Annotated in this window: 19 protein-coding genes; 9 read left to right on the top strand and 10 right to left on the bottom strand. The window is 70.5% G+C overall.

Annotation, left to right across the window (positions count from 1 at the left end; all coding sequences use genetic code 11):
• Nucleotides 1-73: 73 nt before the first annotated feature.
• Nucleotides 74-1,072: a LacI family DNA-binding transcriptional regulator gene (locus ACO0E0_RS08060; RefSeq protein WP_422870882.1), complete on the bottom strand. Its 999-nt coding sequence runs from the start codon at nucleotides 1,070-1,072 to the stop codon at nucleotides 74-76.
• Between the two features lie 177 nt (nucleotides 1,073-1,249).
• Here ACO0E0_RS08060 and ACO0E0_RS08055 point away from each other — a divergent pair, with 177 nt between their 5' ends.
• Both ACO0E0_RS08055 and ACO0E0_RS08050 read left to right on the top strand, forming a co-directional pair.
• A complete protein-coding gene (locus tag ACO0E0_RS08055; protein WP_422870881.1) occupies nucleotides 1,250-3,235 on the top strand; it encodes a glycoside hydrolase family 127 protein in 1,986 nt (661 codons plus the stop codon).
• Nucleotides 3,236-3,239: 4 nt separating this feature from the next.
• Nucleotides 3,240-3,377, top strand: a complete 138-nt coding sequence (locus tag ACO0E0_RS08050) for a hypothetical protein (protein WP_422870880.1) — start codon at nucleotides 3,240-3,242, stop codon at nucleotides 3,375-3,377.
• Here the strand turns inward: ACO0E0_RS08050 and ACO0E0_RS08045 are convergent.
• From ACO0E0_RS08045 to dhaK, 4 genes are all read right to left on the bottom strand, one after another.
• The gene (locus tag ACO0E0_RS08045; protein WP_422870879.1) at nucleotides 3,364-4,899 is read right to left on the bottom strand and encodes a fibronectin type III domain-containing protein; all 1,536 of its coding nucleotides are present in this window, start codon (nucleotides 4,897-4,899) and stop codon (nucleotides 3,364-3,366) included. The genes ACO0E0_RS08050 and ACO0E0_RS08045 overlap by 14 nt on opposite strands.
• A 167-nt stretch (nucleotides 4,900-5,066) precedes the next feature.
• On the bottom strand, nucleotides 5,067-5,771 hold the full coding sequence (gene dhaM, locus ACO0E0_RS08040) for a dihydroxyacetone kinase phosphoryl donor subunit DhaM (protein WP_422870878.1): 705 nt from the start codon (nucleotides 5,769-5,771) through the stop codon (nucleotides 5,067-5,069).
• Complete coding sequence (dhaL, locus tag ACO0E0_RS08035) at nucleotides 5,768-6,397, bottom strand: dihydroxyacetone kinase subunit DhaL (protein ID WP_422870877.1); 630 nt, start codon at nucleotides 6,395-6,397, stop codon at nucleotides 5,768-5,770. The genes dhaM and dhaL overlap by 4 nt, the downstream gene beginning before the upstream one ends.
• A 164-nt stretch (nucleotides 6,398-6,561) precedes the next feature.
• Nucleotides 6,562-7,560: a dihydroxyacetone kinase subunit DhaK gene (dhaK, locus tag ACO0E0_RS08030; RefSeq protein ID WP_422870876.1), complete on the bottom strand. Its 999-nt coding sequence runs from the start codon at nucleotides 7,558-7,560 to the stop codon at nucleotides 6,562-6,564.
• A gap of 361 nt (nucleotides 7,561-7,921) precedes the next feature.
• On the opposite strand from dhaK, the gene ACO0E0_RS08025 reads away from it, so the two are divergent.
• On the top strand, nucleotides 7,922-8,644 hold the full coding sequence (locus ACO0E0_RS08025) for an MIP/aquaporin family protein (RefSeq protein WP_422870875.1): 723 nt from the start codon (nucleotides 7,922-7,924) through the stop codon (nucleotides 8,642-8,644).
• A gap of 127 nt (nucleotides 8,645-8,771) precedes the next feature.
• Nucleotides 8,772-10,283, top strand: coding sequence for a glycerol kinase GlpK (gene glpK, locus ACO0E0_RS08020; RefSeq protein ID WP_422870874.1), 1,512 nt, complete (start codon nucleotides 8,772-8,774; stop codon nucleotides 10,281-10,283).
• 212 nt (nucleotides 10,284-10,495) lie between these two features.
• Here glpK and trpD read toward each other — a convergent pair whose 3' ends face one another.
• Nucleotides 10,496-11,554: an anthranilate phosphoribosyltransferase gene (gene trpD / locus ACO0E0_RS08015; protein WP_422870873.1), complete on the bottom strand. Its 1,059-nt coding sequence runs from the start codon at nucleotides 11,552-11,554 to the stop codon at nucleotides 10,496-10,498.
• 78 nt (nucleotides 11,555-11,632) lie between these two features.
• On the opposite strand from trpD, the gene ctaE reads away from it, so the two are divergent.
• The 5 genes from ctaE (at nucleotide 11,633) to ACO0E0_RS07990 (ending at nucleotide 17,048) form a co-directional block, all read left to right on the top strand.
• Nucleotides 11,633-12,262, top strand: coding sequence for an aa3-type cytochrome oxidase subunit III (gene ctaE, locus ACO0E0_RS08010; RefSeq protein WP_422870872.1), 630 nt, complete (start codon nucleotides 11,633-11,635; stop codon nucleotides 12,260-12,262).
• A gap of 21 nt (nucleotides 12,263-12,283) precedes the next feature.
• Nucleotides 12,284-13,108, top strand: coding sequence for a cytochrome bc1 complex diheme cytochrome c subunit (gene qcrC, locus ACO0E0_RS08005; protein ID WP_422870871.1), 825 nt, complete (start codon nucleotides 12,284-12,286; stop codon nucleotides 13,106-13,108).
• Between the two features lie 33 nt (nucleotides 13,109-13,141).
• Nucleotides 13,142-14,206: a cytochrome bc1 complex Rieske iron-sulfur subunit gene (gene qcrA / locus ACO0E0_RS08000; protein WP_422870870.1), complete on the top strand. Its 1,065-nt coding sequence runs from the start codon at nucleotides 13,142-13,144 to the stop codon at nucleotides 14,204-14,206.
• Nucleotides 14,206-15,900, top strand: a complete 1,695-nt coding sequence (gene qcrB / locus ACO0E0_RS07995) for a cytochrome bc1 complex cytochrome b subunit (protein ID WP_422870869.1) — start codon at nucleotides 14,206-14,208, stop codon at nucleotides 15,898-15,900. Before qcrA ends, qcrB begins: the two co-directional genes overlap by 1 nt.
• A gap of 176 nt (nucleotides 15,901-16,076) precedes the next feature.
• Nucleotides 16,077-17,048, top strand: coding sequence for a phosphodiesterase (locus ACO0E0_RS07990; protein WP_422870868.1), 972 nt, complete (start codon nucleotides 16,077-16,079; stop codon nucleotides 17,046-17,048).
• A 170-nt stretch (nucleotides 17,049-17,218) separates the two neighbouring features.
• Here the strand turns inward: ACO0E0_RS07990 and ACO0E0_RS07985 are convergent, their stop codons facing one another.
• From ACO0E0_RS07985 to ACO0E0_RS07970, 4 genes are all read right to left on the bottom strand, one after another.
• The gene (locus ACO0E0_RS07985) at nucleotides 17,219-18,769 is read right to left on the bottom strand and encodes a stealth conserved region 3 domain-containing protein (RefSeq protein WP_422870867.1); all 1,551 of its coding nucleotides are present in this window, start codon (nucleotides 18,767-18,769) and stop codon (nucleotides 17,219-17,221) included.
• Nucleotides 18,770-18,869: 100 nt separating this feature from the next.
• Nucleotides 18,870-19,247, bottom strand: coding sequence for a DUF6804 family protein (locus ACO0E0_RS07980; protein ID WP_422870866.1), 378 nt, complete (start codon nucleotides 19,245-19,247; stop codon nucleotides 18,870-18,872).
• 80 nt (nucleotides 19,248-19,327) lie between these two features.
• Entirely contained in the window at nucleotides 19,328-19,927 is a 600-nt protein-coding gene (locus ACO0E0_RS07975; protein WP_422870865.1) for a GDSL-type esterase/lipase family protein, read from the bottom strand.
• 31 nt (nucleotides 19,928-19,958) lie between these two features.
• On the bottom strand, nucleotides 19,959-21,467 hold the full coding sequence (locus tag ACO0E0_RS07970; RefSeq protein ID WP_422870864.1) for an SDR family oxidoreductase: 1,509 nt from the start codon (nucleotides 21,465-21,467) through the stop codon (nucleotides 19,959-19,961).
• Nucleotides 21,468-21,485: the final 18 nt, after the last annotated feature.

Raw genomic sequence — 21,485 nt, 5'->3', positions numbered from 1 at the left:
ACTGACCGGATCCACTCAAGCCACGGACTCACTCCCGCAGCCCGAGTGTCACCAACCTGATGGCTCAGTACATCTAGGTGCTGGAGGTGCTCTCGCGGACGACGAGGGCCGGCGTCACGGAAGCCGACACCGCAGGGACGCCCTCGACGAGGTCGAGCAGCGCCCGTCCTGCAACTCGGCCGAGCTCCTCGAGCCGCAGATCGACCGTCGTCAGCGGTGGGCGCGTCGTGAGGGCCATCACGTCCCAGTCGTCGAAGCCCGTGACCGCGATGTCCTCGGGAACGAGTCGTCCGATCTCGCGCAGCCGGTCGCACACGCCCCGGGCGATCTGATCGCTGCCGCACATGATGGCATCCAGTTCCAGGGCCCGACGCGTGAGCACGTCGACGGCGTGCCGTCCCCAGCGCTCGGACCACTCGCCGTAGAGCGGTTCGACGACGAGCCGGTCCCCCAGGACGCCGCGGGCACCGGCGACTCGGCGGGTCGCCGACCGATGCCGCTGGGGTCCAGTGACGATCGCGACCCGTGAGCGTCCCACGCCGAGGAGATGCGCGGCCACCGCTGCGGACCCGGCCTCGTCGTCGACGGTGATCGAGACGTCGTCGGCGGAGGTCGAGGGGGTGAACGCGTAGACGACCGGCATCGGGACGTCGATCGGTGGGCGGCTGTCGGCTGAGCGTCCGGTGACGATGATGCCGTCGACCCCGCGTGCGGCGAGTGCGCGGAGGTAGTGCGCTTCGCGGACGTGGTCGTCGCGGGTGTCACAGAGCAGCACCATCATCCGGCCGGCGGAGAGTGCGTCCTCGGCACCGAGCAGCACCGGGATCGAGAACCGGCCGAACGAGTCGGTGGTGACCATGCCCACCGTGTACGTCCGACCCGAGGACAGTGCTCGGGCCCGCGCATCGCCGACGAACCCGAGCTTCTCCGCGGCCTCCTTCACCCGGACACGAGTGGCCTCCCGGAGTTGTCCGGTGTCGTTCAGGGCCTTCGAGGCGGTGCCGATCGACACGCCGGCGAGGGCCGCGACGTCGATGATCCGAACTGGTTGGCCCGTTCGCTCGGGTGTCACGGCAACCTCTTTCCGGCCCGTCCGGTGTGACGGATGCGCTCACAGAGCATACGCAGAGCCCCGAGGGACAGGCTTGCGCCAATCCGCCGTCTGTCATACCGTCGGTATCAGAAATCGTTTTCCGAATGCCTTTCGTCACATCGCCGAACGCCGTTCGTCACATCGCAAGGAGGCGACATGACCACCACGACCACGACGGAGCATCGCGCGAACACCGCCACCCCGGTCCGTCCGACCGCTGGCGCACACCTCGCGGTGCGCCCGCTCCCCACCGGGCAGGCCCGGATCACGGGCGGCTTCTGGGCACTACGGCAGGACCGCAACGGCCGTGACGCGATCCGGAGCGGGTACGACCAGCTCGAGGCCGCCGGGAACTTCCGGAACCTGCGCATCGCCGCCGGTGACGAGGAGGGCGAGGCAGTCGGACCGATCTTCATGGACTCCGACGTCGCGAAGTGGCTCGAAGCGGTGGCGTGGGAGTACGGCCGGGCTCCGGCGGAGGACCTGCTCGCCCTGCAGCGTGAGGTCACCGACCTGTACGCCCGGGCGCAGACCGAGGACGGGTACCTCGACTCGGTGCAGCAGGTCCGGGGGAAGGGTGCGCGGTACACCGACCTCAAGTGGAGCCACGAGCTGTACTGCGCCGGGCACCTGTACCAGGCGGCGGTCGCGCAGCACCGGGCGACGGGAGACACCGCCCTGCTCGACGTCGCGACGAAGAACGCCGACCACCTCGTCGCCACGTTCGGCGACGGCCCCGGGAGGACGGTCGACGTGGACGGCCACCCCGTCGTCGAGATGGGGCTCGTCGAGCTGTACCGCGAGACCGGGACACGCGCCTACCTCGACCTGGCGCACTGGTTCGTCGACGCGCGCGGGCACGGGATCATCGAGCGCGCCGGTGGGGAGCCGACGTACTTCTCGGACCGGGTCCCCGTGCGCGAGGCCACCACGGTCGAGGGTCACGCGGTCCGGGCCGTGTACCTGGCGGCCGGTGCGGTGGACGTCGCGATCGAGACGGGTGACACCGAACTCCTGACGGCGAGCGAGCGGCAGTTCGCGGACATGATGGCGACGAAGGCGTTCATCACCGGTGGCCTCGGGGCCCGCTGGGACTACGAGGCGTTCGGCGATCCGTACGAACTGCCCACCGATCGCGGCTACGCGGAGACCTGCGCGGCGATCGGCGGGATCCAGTGGGCGTGGCGGCTCCTCCTCGCGACCGGCAAGCCCGTCTACGCCGACGCGATCGAACGCCTGCTCTACAACGCGTTCCTCCCGGGCGTCAGCCTCGGAGGGACCGAGTACTTCTACGTCAACCCGCTGCAGCACCGCGACGGCGCGCACGAGGACGAGAACCGCTCTCCCGCCCACGGCCGCCGCGGCTGGTTCGACTGCGCCTGCTGCCCGCCGAACATCATGCGCACCTTCGCGAGCCTCGACGGCTACCTCGCCACGACGACCGACGAGGGCCTCCAGGTCCACCAGTACGCGACCGCCGACCTCGGCCCGGTCCGCGTGGAGACCGGCTACCCCCACGACGGCCGCGTGGTCGTCACGGTCACCGAGGACGGCCCGCTGACCCTCGGCCTGCGCATCCCCTCGTGGTCGGACACCACCACGGTCACCGGCGCGGGTGGCGACGCGGACCCGGCCCCCGGCACGCTGCACGTCCTCGAGCGGACGTGGACGGCGGGTGACACGGTCGAGCTCGTCTTCGACACGACGCCGCACCGGTACGTCGCCGACACGCGCATCGACGCCGCTCGCGGCCAGGTCGCGATCGAGCGCGGCCCGCTCGTCTACGCCGTCGAGCAGGCCGACCAGCAGGGCTTCACGGTCGACGATCTGACGGTCGACCCGTCGGCGCAGATCGCCGAGGAACGTCGTGACGATCTGCTCGACGGCGTGGTCACGCTGCGGGTGTCCGGGTCCGCCCCGGCGCAGCACGAGCAGGCAGCGTGGCCCTACCAACGGTTCGGCGAGCCGGGAGGGACGGAGCGCGCTGCGGACGCCACCAGCGTCGACGACGCGGCCGGGCCCGGCAGTGCCGCCCCGCGCCTCCAGGCCGGGTCACCCGTCATCGCGACCGCCGTGCCGTACTACGCGTGGGCGAACCGCGGAGCTGCGCCGATGCGCGTCTGGCTCCCGCTCGCGCGGTGACGCGATGGACCGCAGAGCCTTCCTCCTCGGCGGACTCGCCGGTGCGGTGGCGCTCACCCTCGCCGGATGCGCGGGGACGCTGCCGGAGATCGGCCCGGTCGTCTGGCGGTCAGCCGTCTCCCGAGCGGTCAGCCGACCATGAGGCTCGTGTACTGACCGGCGTCCAGTCGCACCGCGGCTCCCCCGGCCGCCGGGACCTCGTAGAGCCCGGCGGTCGGTCCGGATGCGATGTCCACGAAGACGTTCCCCTCGCCGTCGGCCGCACCGAGGTTGCCGCCGCGCGTGGTCTCGCCCGCGATGACGAGGCCCGACACCGGGACGGTCGACGACGTGCCGTCGGTCCCGCGCGTGAGCTTGTCCGCGACCGTCAGGTCGGGCTTGCAGGACCCCGAGGCCTCGGCCGGAGCCGGGCACCACGTCGTGGACTGCAGCAGCGAGAACGCGCCGGTCGACGACAACGCTCCTGCGTCATCGGAGACCCGGTCCCCCACCGCGACGGCGTCGGTTGCGCCCGACGGGTACTCGAGCCAGGTCACGGCACCGCTCGCGCCGTACTGGAACTCGTCGATGAACAGGTTGCCCTCGGCGTCGCCGGTGAGGGCGACGATGCCGTTGCTGTACCCACGCTCCCGGACGACCGGAGCACCGCCGTCGGCGGGGTACGTCGTGACGAGGACCGTGCCGTCGGCATCGCGGCCCGTGGTCGTGACGGCGCCGTCGGGGGCAGCGAAGGACAGGTCCGCGCTCGGACCGATCGTCCGCGTCGCGCCGCCCGTGGCCGGGAGTTCGACGATCGAGCCGCCGTCGGCGTAGAAGAAGTCACCGTCGGCGTCGAGCTGGAGCCCACCGGTGATCGCGAGGCCGGTCGCGACGGTGGTCGGCGTGCCGCCGGTGGCCGGGACGCTGACGATCGCGGTGTGGTCGGGTGACGGCGCGAACACGGTGCCCGCTGCGTCGACGTCGAACCCGGCGCCGTGCGCGAGGAGCGTCGTCGCCGGTCCGCCGTCGAGTGGCCGACGGACGACCGACCCCGACGCGTCGAGGGCGTAGAGCGCACGCGGCGCAGTCGTCGACGGTGGGTCGGTGGGCGTCGGGGTGGGCGTCGGCGTCGGGGTGGGCGTCGGGGTCGGAGTGGGCGCCGGCGTGGGCGTGGGCGTGGGCGTCGGCGTCGGCGTCGGCGACGGGGTGGGCGTCGGGGTCGGCGTGGGCGACGGGGTCGGCGTGGGCGACGGGGTCGGCGTGGGCGACGGGGTCGGCGTGGGCGGAGGGGTCGGCGTCGTCGCCGCTGGTGCGGTCCAGCGGACGACGGCCGGACGGCTCAGACCGTGCACCCCGATCGTGCGGATCGACACCGAGTAGGTCCGCCCGGCGGACAGGCCACGGAGCACCGCCGCACGTTTACCGGCACCCACGCGGCGGACCGCTGCGTGGTGCGCCGGACGCGGCGTCGTCCGGATGGCGTACCCGCGGATGCCGGCGTGCGGGCCCCGCGGTGCACGCCAGCTGACCTTCGCGGTGCCGTCGTGCCGGGTGACGACCGACGCGGAGCGCGGGACGTGGACCCGGTCCGACGCGTCGAACGCGCCGGCGGACGCGGCCTGGCCCGGGACGAGGGCCATGACGACGAACGCCGCAGCGGCGAGGATCAGGGCGGAGCGGTTCACGAGGACTCCAGTGCAGGTGCCCGGGTGGGAAGTCCGGGAGGTTCGGGTGGCGTGCCCCGTCCAGGGGGCACGAGACCACCGAACCACATCCGAGCGACGCTCGCCAGAGGACCCGCGCGGGGATGCGGAAAACCCCACGCCTCGGCGGTCGTGACCGCCGAGGACCGTCAGGCCTCGCCGAACCCCGACCGGACGAGGGCGCCGAGGGCGTCGACCGCGGCCTCGGCGTCCTGCCCCGCGGCCTCGACCGTCAGCGTCGCGCCCTTCGGCAGCGCGAGCGCCATGATCGCGAGCAGGCTCTTCGCGTCGACGCCGTTCACGCGGACGTCGGCGTCGAACCGAGCGGCCGTCCGGACGAACTCCGCAGCCGGGCGGGCGTGCAGACCGCTCTCGTTCACGAGCTCGAGCGACGTCGACACCGTGCCACCGGCCTGCGGGACGGCCTCGGGAGGCGTCGTGGTGGGCACGGGGGGCGCGTCGCTCGACTGCTCCGACCCACCCGCCGTCGCGGCGGCCCGCAGCACCTCGGCGACCGAACCACCCGTCTGCGCGGCGACCGCGGCCGCGACGGTCCCCTCGACGAGCGGCGCCGGCGACACGGCCACCCGCGCCCGGTCGTCGTCGTCCAGGAAGTCGAGCGCGGTGTCCGTGGTCAGGTAGGCCGAACCGAGGTCGCAGAGCACGACCACGCCGTCGGTGTCGGACAGCGCGCCGATGCCGGCGGTGATCGCCTCGAACGAGGTCCCGATCCCACCGTCCTCGGTCCCGCCCGCGGTGGCGAACCGGACGTCGGGAGCCATCTGCCCGGCGAGCTCGACCACGCCGGCCGCGATCGCCGCACTGTGCGACACCACCAGGATGCCGACGCTCACGCGGCGTCCACGGCCGCGGCGAGGATGAGCGCGGTCGACTGCGCGCCGGGATCGCGGTGTCCCACGGCCCGCTCCCCCAGGTAGCTCGCACGGCCCTTGCGCGCCACGAGCGGTTCGGTCGCCTCGGCACCGGCGACCGCGGCGTCCCGAGCGGCGACGAGCACGTCCTCCGGCGTGGATCCGGACGCGGCTGCGGCATCGGCGGCGTCGACCGCGGGGGTCCACGCATCGATCATCGTCTTGTCGCCGGGCTCGGCCTTGCCGCGCGAGACGACGCCGTCCCGGGCGGCGGTGAGCACGGCGACGACCGCGTCGGCGTCGAGCACGGGGGCGTCGCCGGCTGCCTGGGCGGCCTTCAGGTACGCGGTGCCGAACAGCGGTCCGGACGCGCCGCCCACCGTGGAGATGAGCTTCGTCGCGACGAGCTTGAACACCGCGCCCGGCGAGTCGAATCCGTCGGCGGCGTCGATCGCCGCGACGACCGCCTGGAACCCGCGGTCCATGTTCTCGCCGTGGTCGCCGTCGCCGATCTCCCGGTCGAGCGCGACGAGTTCTGCCCGGTGCTCCCGCACCGTGTCGGCCGTCCGGCGGATCCAGTCGATCGCCCAGTCGGTGTCGAGCGCCATGTCGTTCCCTTCTCGCGCACGTCGTGCGCTGCTGTGCTGCTACCGGACCGGACGGCCTGGAGGCGCGACCCGGTCCCGTGACGGAGGTCGCGCCTCCAGGATGGCCCGGTCACGACAGCGCCGGTCCGGGACCGGCCGCGACCGAGCGGATCCGGCTGCGGCGCTCAGCGCCCCCACCGGAGCGCCGGGGTCTCCACGGGTGCGTCCCAGAGCGCGACGAGGTCGTCGTCGAGGACCGTGACCGTGATCGAGAACCCCTGCATCTCCAGCGACGTCACGTAGTTGCCGACGAGGCTGCGGTGCAGTTCGAGTCCGCGGGACGCGAGCACCTCGGCCGCACGACGGAAGACGATGTAGAGCTCCGACTGCGGCGTCCCACCCATGCCGTTGACGATGAGCAGCACCTTCGACCCGGACGCGGCGTCGAGATCGGCGAGCACCGGTTCGATGACCCGGTCGACGAGCTGGTCGGCGGGCGCCATCGCGATCTTCTCCCGACCGGGCTCGCCGTGGATGCCGATGCCGAGCTCGACCTCGTCGTCGCCGAGCGTGAAGCTCGGTTCGCCCGCGTGCGGGACGGTGCACGGTGCGAGCGCGAGACCCATCGATCGCGTGACGTCGTTGACGTGCCGGGCGACCGCGACGACCGCGTCGAGGTCGTCACCCCGTTCGGCGGCGGCACCGGCGCACTTCTCGACGACGAGGGTCCCCGCGACCCCGCGTCGCCCGGCCGTGTAGAGCGAGTCCTGCACGGCGACGTCGTCGTCGACGACGACGCTCTCGACCCGGATGTCGTCCATGCCGGCGAGCTCTGCCGCGGTCTCGAAGTTCAGGACGTCGCCGGTGTAGTTCTTGACGATGTGGAGCACCCCGGCGCCGGCGTCGACCGCTCTGGTCGCGTCGACGATCGGGTCGGGCGTCGGCGACGTGAACACCGGTCCGGGGACGGCGGCGTCGAGCATGCCGTGCCCGATGAACCCGGCGTGCAGGGGCTCGTGGCCGCTCCCGCCGCCGCTGACGACGGCGACCTTCCCCGCGACCGGGGCGTCCCGTCGACGGAGGTGGATCGGGTCCTCCCGCAGGACGACGTCCGGGTGTGCGAGGACGAACCCGCGCACGGTCTCGTCGACCACCTGACGTGGGTCGTTGATGAGCTTCTTCATGCGGGACCTCCAGCAGCGATCGGACGAGCGGCCGGTCGGCGGATGAGTTCCGTCGACGATGCCAGAACGCGCTCAATGTACACCGGGGGGCGCTCGACGCCAGGTGCTCGTCGTCCGACGGTGCGGAGGACCTGCACGGATGTGCAGCATCGATGTCGCCGAACCGTCGAGTCCACCGACACCAGGCGGAGCGCGGACGGGAGACGGTCGGGCAGGTCCCGTGCACGTTTGTGCAAAAGCGCCGGATCCCTTGCGGAATGGATCGCACACGGCGAACTCCCAGCACTATGCTCGGGCCAATCACTCGACGGGGAGTGGCGGGGTTCGGACCGCGCTCCTCCTCATTCTCAGGAGGTCACGGATGGAAGACATCGGGATCAGGTTCTTGTCCGAGATCGTCGGCACGGCGATGCTCATCATCCTCGGTGGCGGTGTCGTCGCGAACGTCGCGCTCACCAAGACGAAGGGCTTCGGTGCGGGGACGCTCTTCGTCACCTTCGGCTGGGCGATGGCGGTGTTCGTCGGCGTGCTCGTGTCCTACAAGTCCGGCGCGCACCTCAACCCCGCCGTGAGCCTCGCCCAGTTCATGCTCGGCAACATCACGTTCGGCGCGATGCTCGTCTACTGGCTCGCCCAGATGATCGGCGCGTTCATCGGCGCCGTCATCGTCTGGTTGGCCTACCGGCAGCACTTCGACGAGGAGCCGGACCCCGCCGCCAAGCTCGGCGTCTTCTCCACCGGTCCGGCGATCCGGTCGTACGGGTGGAACCTCGTCACCGAGATCATCGGCACGTTCGTCCTCGTCTTCGCGATCATCGCGCTCACGAACGGCAAGGCCCCGGCGGCGCTCGGACCGCTGCCCGTCGCGTTCATCGTCCTCGCGATCGGCATCAGCCTCGGTGGCCCGACCGGGTACGCGATCAACCCCGCTCGTGACCTCGGCCCGCGCATCGCGCACGCGCTGCTCCCGATCAAGGGCAAGGGCTCGAACGACTGGTCCTACGCGTGGGTGCCGGTCGTCGGCCCGCTCATCGGCGGCGCGGTCGCGGCGCTCCTCTCCGGACCGCTCCTCCCCCTCACCTGACGCAGCCCGGGCGGCACGACCGTCCGGCGTCGCACACCCGGCCGGGGCGGTCCCACCGCCCCGGCCACCCACACCCCGCCGGGGCGGTCCGACCGCCCCGGTCCCCGAACACCCGTAAGGAGCACCAATGGCCGACTACATCGTCGCCATCGACCAGGGCACCACGTCCACCCGCGCCATCGTCTTCGACCACTCCGGCTCGATCATCTCGACCGGACAGAAGGAGCACGAGCAGATCTTCCCGCGTGCCGGGTGGGTCGAACACGACCCCGCCGAGATCTGGGACAACACCCGCGAGGTCATCGGCCAGGCACTGTCCCGCGCCGACATCACCCGCCACGACGTCGCAGCCGTCGGCATCACGAACCAGCGCGAGACCGCGGTGGTGTGGGACCGGACGACCGGCAAGGCGGTCTACAACGCCATCGTCTGGCAGGACACGCGCACGCAGTCGATCGTCGACGAGCTCGCCGACGGCGACACCGACCGCTACAAGGCGATCGTCGGGCTCCCGCTCGCGACGTACTTCGCGGGCACCAAGATCATGTGGATCCTCGAGAACGTCGAGGGTGCACGGGAGAAGGCCGAGGCGGGCGACCTGCTCTTCGGCACGACGGACACCTGGGTCCTCTGGAACCTCACCGGCGGCGTCGACGGCGGCGTCCACAAGACGGACGTCACGAACGCCTCCCGCACGCTGTTCATGGACCTCGAGACGCTGCAGTGGCGCGACGACATCCTCGCCGACTTCGGCGTCCCGAAGTCGATGCTCCCGGAGATCGTCTCCTCGTCCGAGGTCTACGGCCAGGTCGAGTCCTCGAACCTCCTCCGCGAGGTCCCGATCGCCGGCATCCTGGGCGACCAGCAGGCCGCGACGTTCGGGCAGGCCGCGTTCGACAAGGGCGAGTCCAAGAACACGTACGGCACCGGCAACTTCCTCATCTTCAACACGGGCGAGGACATCGTCCGGTCGGAGAACGGACTGCTCACCACCGTCGGCTACAAGCTCGGCGACCAGCCGACGCACTACGCCCTCGAGGGGTCGATCGCCGTCACCGGGTCCCTCATCCAGTGGCTCCGCGACAACCTCGGGCTCATCGGCAGCGCTCCGGAGGTCGAGGCGCTCGCCAAGACCGTCGACGACAACGGTGGCGTGTACTTCGTGCCGGCGTTCTCGGGGCTGTTCGCGCCGTACTGGCGCCCGGATGCCCGCGGCGCGATCGTCGGCCTGACCCGCTACGTCAACAAGGGGCACATCGCCCGTGCGGCGCTCGAGGCCACGGCGCTCCAGACCCGCGAGGTCCTCGACGCCGTGAACGCGGACTCGGGCGTCGACCTGACCGAGCTCAAGGTGGACGGCGGCATGACCGCGAACAGCGAGCTCATGCAGTTCCAGGCGGACATCCTCAACGTGCCGGTGGTGCGCCCGGTCGTGGCGGAGACCACGGCGCTCGGTGCCGCCTACGCCGCGGGCCTCGCCGTCGGGTTCTGGTCGAACCTCGACGAGCTCCGCGCGAACTGGCAGGAGGACAAGCGCTGGACGCCGAACCTCGACGACGCCGAGCGCGAGCGCACCCTGCGCCTCTGGAAGAAGGCCGTCACGAAGACCTTCGACTGGGTCGACGAGGACGTCAACTGACGCTGCTGGTGCCCTGACCCGGGGCCTTCTCGGCCTCGGGGTCGAGGGCTCGGGGTCGAGAACGCGGAGACCCGCAGTCCGGACATGTCTGGACTGCGGGTCTCCGCGTTCTCGGCGGGCGCTCTCGGCGGGGCGGCGCTCTCGGCCGGCGTCCTCGGCGGGGTGGCCGGACCGTCCGCGGCGCGACACGCCCGCCGAGCGTGAGAGCGGACTCAGCCTGCGGCGGGCGACACGCCCACCCAGTCGGCGAGTTTCCGCTCCCCCGCACCCGAGTCGATCGCCTGCGCCGCCACGACGAGCTCCTCGCGGAAGCGGTGCAGGAGCGGCCGGGACGCCTGCATCGGGTCGCGGGCGAGTCGGAAGGCGACGAGCCCGGCGGCGGCGTTCAACAGCACGATGTCGCGGACCGGCCCCGGTTCGCCGGCGAGGACACGGCGCACCACCGCCGCGTTGTGCTCCGGGGCACCGCCGAGCAGGTCCTCGGTGCGGGACCTGGCGATGCCGAGGTCCCGGGGGTCGAGGTCGTGCTCGGTGACCGAACCGCCCGAGACCTCCCAGATGTGGCTGTGGCCGGTGGTGGTGAGCTCGTCGAGACCGTCGTCGCCCCGGAACACCAGCGCGGTCGCGCCGCGCGTCTGGAACACGCCGGTGATGATCGGGACGAGGCCGAGCTGGGCGACGCCGACCGCGTTCGCCTCGCAGCGCGCGGGGTTGACGAGCGGCCCGAGGAAGTTGAACACCGTCGGGACCCCGATCTCGCGGCGCACCGGGCCGGCGTGGGCGAACCCGGGGTGGAACGCCGACGCGAACGCGAAGGTCAGCCCGACACGCCGGAACGTCGCGGCGACACGCGCGGCGTCCATCGTGAGGTCCAGGCCGAGCGCGGCGAGCACGTCCGAACTGCCGGACTGCGAGCTCGACGCGCGGTTCCCGTGCTTGACGACGGGGACACCGGCCGCCGCGACGACGATCGCCGCCATGGTGGACACGTTGACCGTCCCGACCACGTCTCCCCCGGTCCCCACGATGTCGAGGGCCATCGGGTCGACGTCGAGCGGTACGGCGGACTCGAGGACGGCGTCGCGGAACCCGACCACCTCGCTCACGGTCTCGCCCTTCATCCGCAGGGCGACGAGGAACGCAGCGATCTGGGCCGGCGTGGCCTGTCCGCCGATGATCCGCTCCATGGCCCATGAGGACTCGCTGATCGTGAGGTCGGTGCTGGCCATGAGGGAGCCGATGACGGCAGGCCACGAGATCGAGTCGTCCATGGCTCGATCGTACTGATCTGGAAAGCCCCGCCAGTTCGCCACGAAAACACTGTCGGTGGTTTCGGCCATAATGGACCTGTGACAAGCACCCCTCTCTCCAGACCAGTCAGCGGAACGGTCCTCAACCGGCCGAACCCCGTCGCTGTGGGGACGATCGTGTGGCTGGGCAGCGAGGTCATGTTCTTCGCCGGCCTGTTCGCGATCTACTTCACGCTGCGGAGCACGTCGCCCCAGCTCTGGGCGACCGAGACGGCCAAGCTCGACGTGCCCTACGCCGCGACGAACACGATCGTGCTGGTCCTGTCGAGCTTCGCGTGCCAGTTCGCCGTCTTCGCCGCGGAGCGCTTCCAGGTGCACCGCACCAGCTGGAAGCCGCGCGACTGGGGCATGACCGAGTGGTTCTTCGTCACCTACTGCATGGGCGCCGTGTTCGTCTGCGGTCAGATCTTCGAGTACGCGAACCTCTGGCACGAAGGCGTCACCCTCCAGTCGAGCGCCTACGGCTCCGCCTTCTACATCACGACGGGCTTCCACGGCCTGCACGTGACGGGCGGCCTCATCGCCTTCCTCCTCACGCTCGGGCGTGGGTTCGCGGCGAAGAACTTCGGTCACAAGGAAGCGACCACCGCGATCGTCGTGTCGTACTACTGGCACTTCGTCGACGTCGTCTGGATCGGCCTCTTCGCCGTCATCTACCTTCTCCAGTAGGAATCGGATACCGCACACAGCATGTTCTCCCGCACCAAGACCGCGCGCTCCGGCGCCAAGAAGGGTCGCCGCTCCCCCCTGGCGACCGTCTCCCTGATCGTCGTGGGTCTGATGACCACCGGCGGTGCGTACGCGCTGTTCTCCTCCTCGGCGAACGCCGACACGTCACAGTCGGACGTCGTCGCGGCGAGCAGCCAGTCCAAGGTCAACGAAGGCCAGAAGCTCTTCGCGTCGAACTGTGCGACCTGTCACGGCCTGAGCGCGCAGGGCACCAACGACGGCCCCTCGCTGATCGGCGTCGGCGCTGCCTCCGTCGACTTCCAGGTCGGGACCGGTCGCATGCCGCTCGCCCAGAGCGGGCCGCAGGCCGCGGAGAAGCCCTCCCAGTTCACCGACTCCCAGGTCAGCGAGCTCGCGGCGTACGTCGCGTCGCTCGCTCCGGGCCCGGCCATCCCCTCGGAGAAGCTCGCGGCAGGTGGCGGCGACACCGCGGCCGGCGCCGAGCTGTTCCGCGTGAACTGCGCCATGTGCCACAACGTCGCCGGGGCCGGTGGCGCGCTGACCGAGGGCAAGTACGCCCCGAACCTGCACTCGGTCTCCGGCCGGCACATCTACGAGGCCATGCTCACCGGTCCGCAGAACATGCCGGTGTTCAACGACCTGAACATCACGCCGAAGCAGAAGTCCGAGATCATCAGCTACCTGAAGTACATCCAGGACAACAAGTCCCCGGGTGGCTTCGCGCTCGGTGACATCGGCCCGGTCTCCGAGGGCCTCTTCATCTGGATCTTCGGGCTGGGAGCGGTCGTCGCGATGACCGTCTGGCTCACCGCGAAGTCCAACTGATCGTCCGTGTCGAACGACACTGAAGGGAACACCATGGCAGAGCACGACGACGAGACGCTGAACTCGTCCTCGGCTGTCGAGAAGCACGGCGCGACGACGCCGGCCGGTACGGCGGTCCTGCCGGTCGAGCCGTTCGAGAACCCGGGCGAGCCGCCGCACCGCCCCCGCCGCACCGACGTCGACCCGAAGAAGGAGCGCCTCGCCGAGCGGCAGGTCGCGACGTTCTTCTACCTCTCGATCGTCGGGAGCGTCCTGTCGATCGCGGCGTACATCGCGTTCCCGATCAACAGCAACGACTTCAGCACGGTGCGGACCGCGAACCTGTTCCTCGGACTGTCGATCGCCCTCGCCCTCCTCGCGCTCGGCATCGGCACGGTCTACTGGTCGAAGTCCCTCGTCGTCGACCGCGAGATCACGGAGCAACGGCACCCCACGCGCGGCACCGACGCGACCCGCGCCAAGGCCGTCGAGGCCTTCCGGCTCGGCGACAAGGAATCCGGCTTCAACCGGCGCTCCCTGATCCGCAACAGCCTCATCGGCGCACTCGTCGCGTTCCCGCTGCCCGGCATCGTCCTGGTCCGGGACCTCGCCCCCTCGGCCGACCCGAACGAACTCCTCCGCCACACCATGTGGCAGAAGGGCACGCGACTGACGAAGGACCCCACCGGTCTGCCGATCAAGGCGTCGGACGTCACGCAGGGGTCGGTGTTCCACGTGATCCCGGACGGGCTGCTCGAGAAAGAGGACATGCTCGAGGAGAAGGCCAAGGCTGCCGTCCTGCTCATGCGCCTCGACCCCGCCGACCTGCACCCCACCAAGGGCCACGAGAACTGGTCGTACCAGGGCATCGTGGCATACTCCAAGATCTGCACCCACGTCGGGTGCCCGGTCGCGCTCTACGAACAGCAGACGCATCACCTGCTGTGCCCCTGTCACCAGTCCACCTTCGACGTCGCGCACAACTGCGAGGTCATCTTCGGACCGGCCAGCCGTCCCCTTCCGCAACTTCCCATCTCGATCGACTCCGATGGATACCTGGTCGCCCAGAGCGACTTCCACGAGCCGGTCGGACCGAGCTTCTGGGAGCGAGAGCGCTGATGACCACCACAGCACCCCGTACCACCACGACGTCGCCCGCGACGCCGCCGCAGGCACCTGCAACACCGAGTTCGCGCCTCGTCGGAGCCGCCGCGAACTACATCGACGAGCGCACGAGCATCTCCGGGATCGTGAAGGAGGTCGGGCGCAAGATCTTCCCCGACCACTGGAGCTTCATGCTCGGCGAGGTCGCGCTGTACTCGTTCGTCGTGATCCTGCTGTCCGGGACGTTCCTGACGTTCTTCTTCCAGGCGTCGATGTCCGAGGTCACCTACGACGGCTCCTTCGTACCGCTCAAGGGCGTCGAAATGTCCGCGGCCATGCAGTCGGCCCTGAACATCTCGTTCGACATCCGCGGCGGCCTCTTCGTCCGACAGATCCACCACTGGGCGGCGCTGCTGTTCGTGGCCGCGATCGGCCTGCACATGCTCCGCGTGTACTTCACCGGTGCGTTCCGCAAGCCCCGCGAGCTCAACTGGTTCATCGGCTTCGTGCTGTTCATCCTCGCGATGGCCGAGGGCTTCACCGGGTACTCGCTGCCCGATGACCTCCTCTCCGGCAACGGTCTCCGGATCATCGTCGGCATGGTCGAGGGCGTCCCGGTGATCGGGGTCTGGATCACCTACCTGCTCTTCGGCGGCGAGTTCCCCGGGACCGCGATCGTCGGGCGGCTGTACACCCTCCACATCCTGCTGTTGCCCGCGATCCTCGTGGCGATGCTCGGCATCCACCTGGTGCTCATCGTCATCAACAAGCACACGCAGTGGGCCGGGCCCGGCAAGACGAACGACAACGTGGTCGGCGTGCCGATCCTCCCGGCGTTCGCGGCGAAGGCCGGCGGGTTCTTCTTCATCGTCGCGGGCATCCTCGCGCTCATCGCCTCGATGTTCACGATCAACCCGATCTGGAACTACGGCCCGTACGACCCGTCGCCGGTGTCCGCGGGGACGCAGCCGGACTGGTACATCGGGTTCGCCGACGGTGCGCTCCGCCTCGTGCCGCCGCACTGGGAGTTCGTGATCTGGGGCAACTACACCCTGTCGATGAACATCCTGGCGCCGATCATCGTCCTGATGGTGCTGCTCGGAGCCGTCGCGTTCTACCCGTTCTTCGAAGGGTGGGTGACCGGCGACAAGCGCGAGCACCACATCCTCGACCGTCCGCGGAACGCCCCGACCCGGACCGCGATCGGTGCAGCCGGTGTCACGCTCTACGCAGGCCTCTGGGCCGCGGCGAGTTCCGACATCATCGCGACGCACTTCCTCGTGTCGATCGACCAGGTGATCCACGTCATCCAGGCGATCGTCGTCCTCGGTCCGTTCGTGGCCTTCTGGATCACGAAGCGCGTCTGCATCGCGCTGCAGAAGAAGGACCGCGAGATCGTCCTGCACGGGTACGAGTCCGGTCGCATCGTCCGGCTCCCCCACGGCGAGTACATCGAGGTGCACGAGCAGCTCGACGAGTACGAGCGCTGGCGCCTGCTGCAGTTCAACGAGTACAAGCCGCTCATGCTCCAGCCGAACAGCCGGGGCAAGGTCACCGTCTTCGAGAAGGCTCGGGCCAGTGCGTCCAAGTTCTTCTTCGAGGACCGGATCACCCCGGTGTCGAAGGCAGAGCTCGACGCGGCCCACAGTGCGCACCACGGCCCGGAGGTCGGCGCCGCACACGCCACGAAGGAACTCTCCAACCACTGATCACCACCAGGATCACGCGACGCCCCCGGACACCTCGTGTCCGGGGGCGTCGTTCATGTCCGGGAGGCACGACACGCCCACCCAGTTCGGGTCACGTTCACCCAAGGGTGCTGGACTGGTCCCAGTCGGTGTGACATGGTTGTGCGCGCTGATCCCGTCGATCGAATGAGAGACCAATGGACTCCCGGACGGCTGAGCACCCTCGGCCGAACCACTTCCTGCTCCACCTCAGTGACACGCACCTCATCGCAGCCGACGCCGATCTCTACGGCGACGTCGACTCCGCGGCGCGTCTGGCGCAGACGATCGCCGAGATCGAAGCGTCCGGGGCCCGCCCGGAGGCGATCGTCCTGACCGGCGACATCGCCGACAAGGGCGAACGTGGCGCCTACGACCGTGTCCGCCGGATCATCGAGCCCGCCGCCGAACGCATCGGCGCGCAGGTCATCTGGGCCATGGGCAACCACGACGAGCGCGGCGCGTTCCGCGAGCGGCTGTTCGGGTTGCAGGCGACCGATCGTCCCGTCGACTTCGTGTACGACGTCAACGGACTGCGCGTGATCACGCTCGACACGTCCGTCCCCGGCCAGCACCACGGCGAGGTGTCCGACGAGCAGCTCGACTGGCTCGCCGAGGAGCTGTCGACGTTCGCGCCGCACGGGAGCATCCTCGCGATGCACCACCCGCCGGTCCCGAGCGTGCAGGACCTCGCCGTGCTCGTCGAACTCCGCGGGCAGCAGGCACTCGCCGAGGTCGTCGAAGGGAGCGACGTGCGCGCGATCATCGCCGGGCACCTCCACTACTCGACGACGGCGACGTTCGCGGGGATCCCGGTCTCGGTCGCGAGCGCGACGTGCTACACGCAGGACCTCAACCAGTTCCACGGCGGGACACGCGGCCAGGACGGTGCGCAGGCGTTCAACCTGGTGCACGTCTACGGGGACACGATCGTCCACTCGGTCGTGCCGATCGGGCAGTACGCCACCGTCGGGGAGCAGGTGCCGGCCGAGGTCGTGGCGGCGCGGCTCGAGGCCGCCGGCGTGACGATCCCCCCGGCCGTCGAACCAGCACCGGTCACGGCGAGCATCCCGGTCTTCGACGAGGAGTCGATCGCCGCCGCAGCCGAGGCGGCGCGCCGGCGGAGCTGACGGCGGGCTGAGGCCCTCGTCGCGTGCTCCTCAGGGGAGGCGCCGCGCGTGGCTGGGTTCCGGCGCCTTCGTCGCAGGCTCCTCAGGGGAGGCGCGCGCATCGTGGCTGGGTTCCGGCGCCTTCGTCGCAGGCTCCTCAGGGGAGGCGCCGCGCGTTGCTTCGCAACGCCCTAGCTCGGCGCCTCCCACGGCGCCGGGAACGGGAAGTAGCGCTCCAGGAAGCTCGTCACACGCTCGGTGCGCTCCTCGTCCGAGACCTCGGGGAAGCTCCCGTCGTTGAGGCAGAAGAAGTCCGCGTTCCGCTTCTTCAGCAGGTCGTCGAGCGCCGCGAGCCCGGACACCATCGTCGTGTCGACGTACCGCACCACGGCGCTCTCCTGCACGATCGCACGGCCCGTCATCAACGCGTAGTAGTGGTACAGCGAGTTCGTCACGGAGATGTTGTCCGCTGCCCGGAACCGTGACGCGGCGGTCCGCGCGAACTCCGCCGCGAACTCGTGCTCCATCTCGGACAGGACGCTCGCCCGCAAGGGGGTGGCCGCGTGTTCGAGGTGCCTCGTGGTGACCGCGCCGAACCGCTGCTGCAGGAGCTGACGGTTCACACGCGCGGAGTTCTCGAACCCGCTCCGCTCGAGGCTGTTGCGCCCGAGCCCGATGCGCGTCGTCGAGAGGATGAACTTGGAGATCGACCCCGGCGAGAAGAACATCGACGGATCGACGAGCCGACCGAAGAACATGTCGTCGTTCGAGTAGATGAAGTGCTCGCTGATCCCCGGGATGTGGTGCAGCTGCGACTCCACGGCCTGCGAGTTGTGGGTCGGGAGCACCGAGGGGTCCGCGAAGAACTCCTCGCTCCGGACGATGCGGACGCCGGGGTGATCGGCGAGCCACGCCGGCGCCGGCGAGTCGGTCGCGATGTAGATCTGGCGGATCCACGGTGCGAAGGTGTGCACGGACCGCAGCGCGTACTTCAGCTCGTCGATCTGCCGGAATCGTGCCGGAGCGTCGTCGCCCTCCCCCAGGACCGCATCGGCCTGCTGCGCCTGCCGCGCTCGCTGGTACTCGATGGCGTTGCCGTCGACCCACGAGAACACGATGTCGATCGGGAACGTGATGTCCGAGACGTGGTCGTCGAACATGTGCTCGACGGTGCGCCAGGTCCGTCCGTACCGCTCGACGTCGGTCAGCAGGTACTCGGCGAGCGGGAGACTCCGACGCATCATCGCGTTCTCGACGGGGGCCAGGACGTCCGTGTCGGTGACGCGCCAGAACTCCAGCTGCACCGCGGTCGACGCTCCGTACCGCAGGCGCCCGAGCGGTTCGAGCCGGGGTCGGAACACCCGGAGGACATCGCGGCCGACCGCGCCGAAGCCGTCGTCCGCGACCAGCACGGCCGGCTCCCCCGGCGGCTTGGCGTAGAGCGGTTCGTTCGCGCTCGCGTCCATCAGGGCGCTCTCGGCCCGGCCGCGGTCGCGCTCGTCGACGGCGATCACGGGACGGGAGTCGTTGCCCCGGATCAGGAGGTGCTCGACGTCGGCGGCGGTCAGGACGTCGTCGAGGAACAACAGGTCCTCGAGCATCGACTGCTGCGGTGTCAGGTGGCCGTTGAGGAGTGTCAGGCGGCCCTTCCGCACGACGACGTCAGGGCGGTCGAGACCTCCGGACGACGGTCGAGGGTTCAACAACGGGCTCTCGGTCACCGGACGCGTCTCGCCTGCCATTCATCCCCTTCGGAAGGACTCGGTTCATCTGCCGGTCTGATCACCGGCTCTCGAATACTACCTGCCCGGACGGAACGCCCGTTCGCGGTCGATCCCGGGCTCAGACGTCGTCGCGTGGCACCTTGACGAGGATCCCCACGGCGATGAACGCGGCCGCCGCCACCACCTGGAGGGCGGCCCAGACCTGACCGGGGACGGGGATCGCCACGAGCGGGTTCCAGAGCACGACGACGACGCCCGCGACGGCGATGCCGATCCAGTTGTGGCCGCGGACGGCGAACACGAGCACGATGAGTGCGAGGACGGTGACGCCCCACCGGACGAACACGAACGGTCCGGACCCCACGAGGGCGACGCACGCGAGGAGCACCACCGCCGTCAGGAGACCGGGTGCGAGTGCGGGCCGCGTGAACGCCGGCTCCGCCGACGCCGCCGCGCCGCGACGGCCGGAGGACGAGACACCCGAACCCGAGCGCACGGAGTCCGAGCCCGAGCCCGCCCGCGCGCGGCTCCCCGCGCGCGTCGAACCGATCGGCGGACGGCCGGGTCGTCGCGCCATCAGTTGGCGAGGTCGCCCAGGTCGATGATGCTGATCGGCCGGGACATCGGCGGCTGCTCCCGCAGGCGCTCGAGCGCCGGGACGAGTTCGTCGACGACGGCGTCGTACCCCGCGTCCGTCAGGTGCAACCCGTCCTCGGTGAACCGTTCGGAGAGGTGGTCGCCGTCCGCGAGTGCCGGCCAGAGGTCGAGGAACTGGGCATGGCAGGTCGCGACGAACTGCCGCAGGTGCCGGTTCGTCTCGATGATCCGGGCCGTGAAGACGGCCTGGCGCGGCAGGATCGACACGAGCAGCAGTCGCACGCCCGGGAGGTCCCGCCTGAGGTCGACGAGGATCGTCTCGACCGTCCGGACGACGTGCTCGACGCTCGCCTTCTGGTTCCCGAAGTCGTTCGTGCCGATGAGCAGCACGATCGCCTCGGGGGCCGCCGCGACCACCTCGTCGAGCCGGGCGAGCACGCCGTCGGTGGTGTCGCCTCCGACCCCCAGGTTCATCACGCGGTCGTCGGGGAACCGGGTCTGCCAGTCGCCTTGCTCGGTGATGCTGTCCCCGAGGAACAGCAGGGGTTCCCGGGTCTCGCTCGATACGCCGTCGGTCATGACCGCCTCCTCGTGTCGTCGGGCCATTCTGTCAGGACGGAGCGGGTTCGTGCGTGCGGGCGTCCTCGGACGCTGCGTCCGCGCGCCCGGCGCCGCGTTCGGCCCGCGCGGTGATCCGCTCGACCATGCCCGGGAAGATGATGCCGTGGAACGGCAGGATCGACCACCAGTACAGGCGTCCCGCGAGTCCCTTCGGGAACCACAGGGCCCGCTGGTGGTACACCGAGCCGTCCGCGGTGGGCTCGACGGACATCTCGAGCCATGCACGCCCCGGTGCTTTGAACTCGGCGCGGAGCCGCAGGAACCGGCCCCGGTCGATCCGTTCCACACGCCACCAGTCGAGGACGTCGCCCGTCTCCAGCCGGTCTGCACTCCGCCGTCCGCGGCGCAGTCCGACGCCGCCGGCGATCCGGTCCATCCACCCGCGCAAGGCCCATGCCAGCGGGAGGGAGTACCAGCCGTTGTCGCCACCGATCGACTCGATGACGCGCCAGACCTCCTCGGCCGGGGCCGACGTCGGCCTGGTGCGCTCGTCGACGTTGACGATCCGTCCGGCCCAGTCGGGGTCACTCGGCAACGGGTCGCTCGGCGCGCCGGTCACGCTCGCGCCGCGCCAGCTCGTCTCCACCTCGCCGTCCGCCTCGCGCTCGAGGGCGAGGCGCACCGCCCGGCGGTACGGCAGGAGACCCTCGGCGGGTCGCGGGACGACGTCATCGATGTCGTGCTCGCGCTGCACGCACTCGTACTGGAGCGACGCGATGATCGGCGTGGCGAGGGCTCGTGGGATCGGCGTGACGAGGTTCACCCACTGCGACGCGAGCCACGGCGTCAGGACCGGGAGCGACGAGATGGGGCGCTGCGGGAGCCCGGCCTCGACGGCGTACCCGTTCATCATCTGCCCGTACCGGAGGACGTCAGGGCCGCCGATGTCGAACGTCCGGTTGACGTCGGCGGGCGCGTCGAGCGACCCGATGAGGTAGTGCAGGACGTCCCGGACGGCGATGGGCTGGATCTTGTTCCGCACCCACTTCGGTGCCGGCATCCAGGGCAGCACGTCCGTGAGGTGCCGGATCATCTCGAACGAGGTGCTCCCGGAACCGATCACGACGCCGGCCTGCAGTGCCACGGTGGGGACGCCGGAGTCGATGAGGATCCGTCCGACCTCGGCCCGTGACGACAGGTGCTTGCTCGTCGCACCGTCCGGGTGGAGTCCCCCGAGGTAGACGAAGCGCGCGACACCGGCGTCCGCCGCGGCGCGGGCCATGATGGTCGCCGACGTGCGCTCGGTCTCCTCGAAGTCCCCGTGCCCGCCCATGCTGTGCGCGAGGTAGAACACCGCCTCCACGCCGTCGACAGCCCGACGGACCGCATCGGCGTCCAGGAGGTCGCCCGGCAGGACCTCGACCTCGTCCCGCCACGGGACGTCGTCGAGCTTGTGGGGCGATCGAGCGAGGACCCGGACGTCGTGCCCGGCGGCCACCAGGCGCGGGGCGAGACGGCCGCCGATGTACCCGGTCGCACCGGTGACGAGGACGCGCATGTCAGGCACGGTACGCTC

It is taken from the genome of Curtobacterium phyllosphaerae, from assembly GCF_049341865.1.
GTDB classification, from domain to species: Bacteria; Actinomycetota; Actinomycetes; order Actinomycetales; family Microbacteriaceae; genus Curtobacterium; species Curtobacterium phyllosphaerae.
This window is presented reverse-complemented; position numbering and strand designations above follow the sequence as displayed.